The organism is Cutibacterium sp. 37298 (assembly GCF_023838685.1).
GTDB lineage: Bacteria > Actinomycetota > Actinomycetes > Propionibacteriales > Propionibacteriaceae > Cutibacterium > Cutibacterium acnes.
This window is the reverse complement of record NZ_JAJNRJ010000004.1, coordinates 111,132-117,131: the sequence shown is the minus strand read 5'-3', so window position 1 is coordinate 117,131 and position 6,000 is coordinate 111,132. Positions and strand designations below refer to the sequence as shown.

At 61.1% G+C, this 6,000-nt stretch carries 5 protein-coding genes; 2 read left to right on the top strand and 3 right to left on the bottom strand.

Annotation, left to right across the window (positions count from 1 at the left end; translation table 11 throughout):
* Positions 1-121: 121 nt before the first annotated feature.
* Positions 122-1,357, top strand: a complete 1,236-nt coding sequence (locus LRP59_RS10755) for a serine hydrolase domain-containing protein (RefSeq protein ID WP_075260082.1) — start codon at positions 122-124, stop codon at positions 1,355-1,357.
* On the top strand, positions 1,354-2,445 hold the full coding sequence (locus tag LRP59_RS10750) for an LOG family protein (protein ID WP_002514324.1): 1,092 nt from the start codon (positions 1,354-1,356) through the stop codon (positions 2,443-2,445). Before LRP59_RS10755 ends, LRP59_RS10750 begins: the two co-directional genes overlap by 4 nt.
* Here LRP59_RS10750 and gdhA read toward each other — a convergent pair.
* From gdhA to LRP59_RS10735, 3 genes are all read right to left on the bottom strand, one after another.
* On the bottom strand, positions 2,423-3,760 hold the full coding sequence (gdhA, locus tag LRP59_RS10745; protein ID WP_002514325.1) for an NADP-specific glutamate dehydrogenase: 1,338 nt from the start codon (positions 3,758-3,760) through the stop codon (positions 2,423-2,425). The genes LRP59_RS10750 and gdhA overlap by 23 nt on opposite strands.
* Before the next feature lie 84 nt (positions 3,761-3,844).
* Positions 3,845-5,062 (bottom strand): 23S rRNA (adenine(2503)-C(2))-methyltransferase RlmN, encoded by a 1,218-nt coding sequence (gene rlmN, locus LRP59_RS10740; RefSeq protein WP_002521366.1) that lies wholly within the window; start codon positions 5,060-5,062, stop codon positions 3,845-3,847.
* Positions 5,063-5,134: 72 nt separating this feature from the next.
* Positions 5,135-5,785 carry a disulfide bond formation protein B gene (locus LRP59_RS10735; protein WP_002514328.1) on the bottom strand — a complete coding sequence of 217 codons (651 nt, stop codon included), beginning with the start codon at positions 5,783-5,785 and terminating at the stop codon, positions 5,135-5,137.
* Positions 5,786-6,000: the final 215 nt, after the last annotated feature.

The window sequence follows — 6,000 nt, the reverse complement described above, 5'->3', positions numbered from 1 at the left end:
CCGCCCCCCCGCGCCGCGCGCGCCCCGGGGGGCCCCCCCCCCCCCGGGCGGGGCGCCCCCCCCCGGGGGGGGGGGGGGGCCCCGGGCGGGGGGCGCCCCCGCCCCCCCCCACGTCCCGAGTTTGGCCTACTCCTGCTCGAAGACATTCACCTCAGCTGCCGTCGGCATCGCCGTGAATCGGGGAGCTTTCGGATACGACGACACTTTGGCCGATCTGTGGCCGCAGGCCTGCACGGCCAACACCGGGCCAGTAGCGAAATCCATGACGGTTCGCAATGCCCTGTCCATGTCGACCGGTCACTCCCCAGAGCAGCTCCTCGAACCAACTTTGGTGTCCCGCCGTCTGCCCGATCTCAACACCGCCCGGATCCTGCTAGCGACCGAGCCGGAAGGCCGTCCCGGTATCGACTTCGCCTACAACAATCTGGCCACTTGGATGCTTTCTCGGCTCGTTGCTCAACACACCGGCGAGGACGTCGACACCATCATCACCAAGGAGGTTCTCGACCCGATCGGGGCGGGGCCACACACCTGGGTCCGTGACGCCGACGGCATCCCGATGGGGTTCTCAGGACTGCATATTGACGCCGAAGACCTCTCTCTGTTCGGCCAGCTTCTCCTCGACGATGGGGTGCATGAGGGCGCCCGTCTACTACCCGAGGAGTGGATCAGGCAGCACCGTGTCCGTCAAGTCAATTGCGACAGCGAGACCGATCCGGAATGGGGAATGGGGTATGGCTGGCAGACATGGATGTCAAGCCATGGGTACCCTCTGGACGGAGCCTTCGGCCAGTATGTCCTCATCGTCCCCGAGGTTGACGCCGTCATCACTATGACAAACGAGGCCAGTGAAGGCCCTGGTGACAAGCAGGCCATTCTCCAAGCTGTCTGGGACCACCTCCTGCCTGCCTTAGCGGATGGATTCCAGCCACAGCCTGAAGAAATCGTGCGCACTGTGCCCACCGTGACTGGAGAATTCGACTCGGCAAGATCGGTGCAGGGAATCGCCCCTGATGGGTCATACATCGTCGTCTCCCCGCACAAGGAGAGCAGGGCCTGGGCGATGTCGTGGCGCTGTCCGGGCACCTCCAGCCATCCCACCGACGAAACCCTCGAAATCGCCGTGGGCTACGAGGAATGGCAGACCTCCCACTGCCGGGTCGGTGACGATGCCATCGATATCGCGACCAGCGGCGGGTGGCAGGACGAGACCTTCGTAGCAAGACTGTGCGTCATCTCAACCCCTCACACCTTCACCTTGCGAATGATCCCGGAGGCGACGACGACCGAGTGGGACAACGAACCACTCAACCCTGGTGGTTTGCTGGGCCTGGTGCACCCGGAGCTACGACGATGAGCACCACCCATATCGAAATCGAGACGGTCGACCAATTGCGCGCAGCTGCTCCCGATCTCGCTGGTCAGGTGGTCCAGGGAGTCGACCTCACCGGGTGCAGCAACCTCCTTCGTCACTGCGACGTCTCCACAACGATCTTCCTTGGCTGCTCGACCTCCGCCCGGCTCGCAGCCTGGTTGCGCGCCCGGGGCGCCCTCATCTTCCCGGCTATCCCGGGGGTCCCATTCGATCCCTACCACCCGGGCGCCTACACGGCGGAGGAACTGTACAACGACATCGGCGATGGGTACCACGCCACCCTGGACGCTGCCATCGACAGATGGCGCCGCGGCCTGGCCACTCCGCCACGACTGCGCGACACCCTCGCCACTGCTCTGCATGACGACGCCATGACCGACGCTCTGGATGACCTGCTGGCGGGAACCGATCCGACCATGACAGTGGGTGTGATGGGTGGCCACTCTGTCACCCGCGATTCCGACGACTATCGGCTGGCAGCCGACCTTGGTGCCGCCCTGGCTGGTACCGGCCATCTCGTCACAACCGGGGGCGGCCCGGGAGCGATGGAGGCGACCAACCTGGGAGCTGCCTGCCCACCCGACCTGCTCGACGAGTCCCTCGACCGGCTGAGGAAGGTCGCCGGGACTGCCGACGTCACCGCATGGGTGCAGGCGGGCCTTGACGTAGTTTCTTCGTGGCCGCAAGGCGCGGGCCACCGCACTATCGGCATCCCGACGTGGTTCTACGGTCACGAACCACCGAATGTCTTTGCGACCAGCATCATCAAGTACTTCTCGAATGCGCTGCGCGAAGATATTCTCCTCAACCGTTGCCGAGGCGGGATCATTTACCTACCCGGCCAAGCGGGCACTGTCCAGGAAATCTTCCAAGCTCTCACTGGTAACTACTACGCCGCCAGCGAAGACGAGATGACCCCGCTCATCATGCTTGGCAACCGCTACTGGAGCCAGACCCTACCGGCCTGGCCGCTGCTGCACAGCATGTCACGGGACCACCCTCACCGCATTCGCCTCGTCGACACCGTCGACGAGGCAGTAGCGGCACTCAGACGACACCCATCGCGATAACGGCGTCGGCCACCTTGGTAAACCCGGCGATGTTGGCACCCATAACGTAATCCCCCGGGTGGCCATACTCGTCGGCGGTCTCGATGCAACGATCGTGGATGTCGGCCATAATCTGCTGCAATCTAGCTTCGGTCGCGTCGAAATCCCAGGAGTCGCGCGCGGCATTCTGTTGCATCTCGAGGGCCGAAGTAGCGACGCCACCCGCATTAGATGCCTTACCCGGGGCGAAAATGACGCCGGCGTCCTGGAAGGAATGCACCGCCTCGGGAGTGCAGGGCATGTTGGCACCTTCAGCGACAGCGACCACTCCGTTGCGGATGAGGGTGGCGGCGGCCTGACCATTGAGCTCGTTCTGAGTGGCACAGGGCAAGGCGACGTCGACCGGCACATCCCAGATCGATCTGTCGGAGTGGAAAGTAGCCGAGTCGCGTCGAGCGGCATACTCGCAGATGCGGGCCCGTTCCACCTCCTTGATCTGCTTAAGCAGGGCGACGTCGATACCTTTCTCGTCAACGACGTAACCGCTGGAATCTGAGCACGTGACCACGGTGGCTCCGAGATCCTGAGCCTTCTCGATGGCGTAGATCGCGACGTTGCCCGACCCGGAGACGGTAACTCGCAGGCCGTCTAAAGACTTGCCGTTGGTCGCCAGCATTCGTTGGACGAAGAAGACTGTGCCGTATCCGGTAGCTTCAGTGCGCACCAAGGATCCACCCCAGGTGAGTCCTTTACCGGTGAGCACGCCGGACTCATGACGGTTAGTAATGCGCTTGTATTGGCCGAAGAGGAATCCGATCTCACGGCTGCCAACGCCGATATCACCAGCTGGCACGTCGGTGTGTTCACCAAGGTGACGGTAGAGCTCGGTCATGAAGGACTGGCAGAATCGCATGACCTCATCCTCGGACGCGTCATGGGGATCAAAGTCCGACCCACCCTTCGCGCCACCGATCGGCATGCCAGTCAGAGCATTTTTGAAGATCTGCTCAAAACCAAGGAACTTAATCGTTCCTAAGTACACCGAGGGGTGGAATCGCAATCCACCCTTATACGGCCCCAGTACCGACGAATATTCAACGCGGAAGCCACGGTTGATACGGATCTTGCCCTCGTCGTCAACCCACGGCACCCGGAAAATGATCTGGCGTTCCGGTTCGCAGATGCGCGACAACACGGCTGCCTCCACGTACTGCGGATTCTTGTCGAGCACCGGGCCGAGAGATTCAAAGATCTCCCGCACAGCCTGGTGGAACTCGGCCTCCCCTGGGTTGCGACGCAACACCGATTCGTACGCGTTTTCGAGTTGCCTATCCATACGGTGAATCCCTTCTGTATTTCTGTGTGGACGATTGTGACACTCGGGGCACACCGGGACTGTCACCGGGGCCGCCGCAAACCGTTAGCTGCCTAGTCCTTCCGACCGTCCCACAGCTGCCAACTGGCCACAAGCACCGTCGATCTCAGAGCCTCGGGTATCGCGAACTGTCACCGGGATCTTCCAGCGCTCAAGTGTCTCGACGAAGGCATCCTGGTCCGCGGGGCGCGAAGCCGTCCAGCGGGAACCGGGCGTCGGATTGAGAGGGATGAGGTTGACGTGAGCCCAGGTCCAATCGCCCCGACGACGGATCTGACGGGCCAGCACCGCGGCACGGTCGGCCTGGTCGTTGATGTCCTTCATGAGGGCGTACTCGATGGAGACGCGACGCTTAGTCTTTTCGGCGTAGTGCCAGGCGGCGTCGAGCAACTCGTCGACTTTCCAACGCCGGTTAACCGGGATGAGCTCATCACGCAGCTCGTCGTCAGGGGCGTGTAATGAGACGGCGAGGGTTACCGGGATCCCCTCCTGCGTCAAGGCCTTGATACGTGGCACCAGGCCGACTGTCGAGAGGGTGAGGGCCCGGGCGCTCATCCCGACCCCGTCGGGACCGTCGGCGGTCAGGGTCCGGATGGCAGTAAGCACCGAACGGTAATTGGCCATCGGCTCACCCATACCCATAAAGACAATGTTGTGGACGCGTCCGGACGCCCCAGGAACCTCGCCTGCCGCTATGAGACGATTCGCCGCCAAAACCTGGCTGACGATTTCGGCGGTGGACATATTGCGCTGAATACCACCCTGACCGGTGGCACAAAACGGACAGGCCATACCGCAACCGGCCTGCGAAGACAGACACAAGGTGGTGCGAGCCGCAGAGTGACGGGTGGCTGGATAGTACATGAGTACCGACTCAACCAGAGCTCCACCATGCAGCCGCCACAGGGTCTTGACGGTTGTGCCGCGATCGCACGACTGCTGAGAGACCTTGGTCAACAAGACCGGAAACCAGGCGTCGGCGATCTCCTGACGGGCCGCCTTAGGCAAGTCAGTCCACTGAGTCGGGTCGACCTCCCACCGCTCAAAGACGTGAGCGGAAATCTGCCGAGCACGGAAAGCCGGCACACCGAGATCCTTGACGGCCTGCACCCTTTCTTCGATGCTCAGATCGATCCAGTGATGAGGAGGCTTGGCACGACTCGGGGTATTCACCACGAGTGGCACTTCCTTGCCCGGCTCGGCGAGCGGCGTGGAGGGCAGAACAAGACCTGACGTGCTGACGGAACTTCCAGTCGATGACATCACGCCCCCATTATCCCCAACTCCCACCACCCGACCACACGAGTCGGTGCCTGCTAAGTACGGGTCGCGGCGTCACCTCGGCGAACAGTTCTGCACTAGCTCGTAACAGGCTGGATCACCGGGCAGGAGGAAATGGAATCCCTCAAGAAAGACGATCATGACGAGATTCGCCACGACGATGAGGGCAAATAGCCACATGATGACAGTGGATATGGCGTGGGCCTTAACATCACGGGGGGTAAGCCACGGAGCAAAGGTCATCATGACGCCACAGAATGCTATGACGATGGTAAAGGTGATGAAGGCCCAGGTGTAGGTGCTTAACCCGAAAGCCTTAGAACCATATCCGGGGTCCCCAGGTTGAATATGCAACAGGATGTGACGTGCCGATTCCGCTGCGCCAAGGACCGCCGAGAGGATCGATACGCCATAGCCCAGGCAAAAATCCGCCATGGTCACGGACCCGCGCCGGGTACGAACAATGATGTAAAGAGGCCCCAAAGAGGCAAGCATCATCGAGTACCTCTGAAGCATGCACAGTGGACATGGGAATTCATGCAACCCGAATTGCACGATGAATCCACCCGCTAGAACCCCAATGTAGGCCAGCACGAAGAGGTTCGCTCCCCAGAAGCCCACGATAGGAAACACCCGTCCTGCTCTAGTCGGGGTTCGTTCCGCATCTGACAGATTTTCGACTTCGATGTCGTAGTTCCTCACCATGACAGCCCCAGATCACTCGTCGCATGTAGCGACAACAGAATCACGCAAAGCGCTGCGATAATCATGACGGATACAATGAATATCGATTTCCTGACGCCGCGCAGTATCATTGTCAACACCAACGCGGCGATGAGGACCATGATAATAATGTCCATCTTCGCCCCCATCTATACCTAATAGCTATTACTTAGGAGATAGTATATCATCGGAGCTTG

Excerpts from the sequence above, each read along its gene's own strand:
- LRP59_RS10750 (WP_002514324.1), top strand. The coding sequence starts at position 1,354 with ATGAGCACCACCCATATCGAAATCGAGACGGTCGACCAATTGCGCGCA.
- gdhA (WP_002514325.1), bottom strand. The coding sequence starts at position 3,760 with ATGGATAGGCAACTCGAAAACGCGTACGAATCGGTGTTGCGTCGCAAC.
- rlmN (WP_002521366.1), bottom strand. The coding sequence starts at position 5,062 with ATGTCATCGACTGGAAGTTCCGTCAGCACGTCAGGTCTTGTTCTGCCC.
- LRP59_RS10735 (WP_002514328.1), bottom strand. The coding sequence starts at position 5,785 with ATGGTGAGGAACTACGACATCGAAGTCGAAAATCTGTCAGATGCGGAA.